Here is a 912-nt window from a genome sequence, read left to right as displayed (position 1 = left end):
ACCAGCCTGCTGGCAGCGACACCGTTCGCAGCCAAGGCCACGACCATCACCGGCCCGTATGTCGATATCGGCGGTGGCTACAACCTGACCCAGACCCAGCACGGGCACTTTGCCGACACCAACTCCGGTGCAGGCACCCCCGGCGAGCCGGGCCGTGAAAAGCTTGGCCACCGTCATGGCTGGACCGGTTTCGGTGCAGTTGGCTGGGGCTTCGGCAACGGCCTGCGTGCGGAAGTCGAGGGTGACTACAACTGGTCCGAAATCTACAGCCAGTCCCGTGGCGACAAGGGCAGCGACCGCTCCTATGGCGGCTTCGTCAACGTGCTGTATGACATCGACCTGAAGCGTCTGTTCAACATCGACGTGCCTGTCACGCCGTTCGTCGGTGTCGGTGCCGGTTACCTGTGGCAGAACGCCCACAACGTTACCGTCGGCGCGAACAACCCGTCGGGCGCCCGCAGCCTGAGCGGCACCAAGGGTGGCTTCGCCTACCAGGGTATCGTCGGTGCGGCCTATGACATCCCGGGCGTGCCGGGCCTGCAGATGACCACCGAATACCGCATGATCGGTCAGCCGCAGAGCTTCACCATGGGCAACTTCACCGCTGGTGACGGCCATGCAAGCTTCGACCACCGCTTCAACCACCAGTTCATCGTAGGCGTCCGCTACGCGTTCAACAACGCGCCGCCGCCGCCGCCGCCGGCCCCCGCCGTCGTGCCGCCCGCGCCGACAGCAGCCCGCACCTATCTGGTGTTCTTCGACTGGGACGGCTCCGCCCTGACCGGCCGCGCGCGTGAGATCGTGGCAGAAGCCGCTCAGGCTTCCACCCACATCCAGACCACCCGCATCGAAGTCAACGGCTACACCGACAACTCCGCGGCCCACCCCGGCCCGCGTGGTGAGAAGTACAAC

Annotated in this window: 1 protein-coding gene; it reads left to right on the top strand. The window is 65.9% G+C overall.

Annotated features, from left to right (window positions below; all coding sequences use genetic code 11):
* A partial coding sequence (locus CFR79_RS15495; RefSeq protein WP_258373663.1) for an outer membrane beta-barrel protein occupies nucleotides 1-912 on the top strand: 912 nt, incomplete at both ends.

The sequence above is a fragment of the Komagataeibacter saccharivorans genome (assembly GCF_003207825.1).
GTDB lineage: Bacteria > Pseudomonadota > Alphaproteobacteria > Acetobacterales > Acetobacteraceae > Komagataeibacter > Komagataeibacter saccharivorans.
This window is presented reverse-complemented; position numbering and strand designations above follow the sequence as displayed.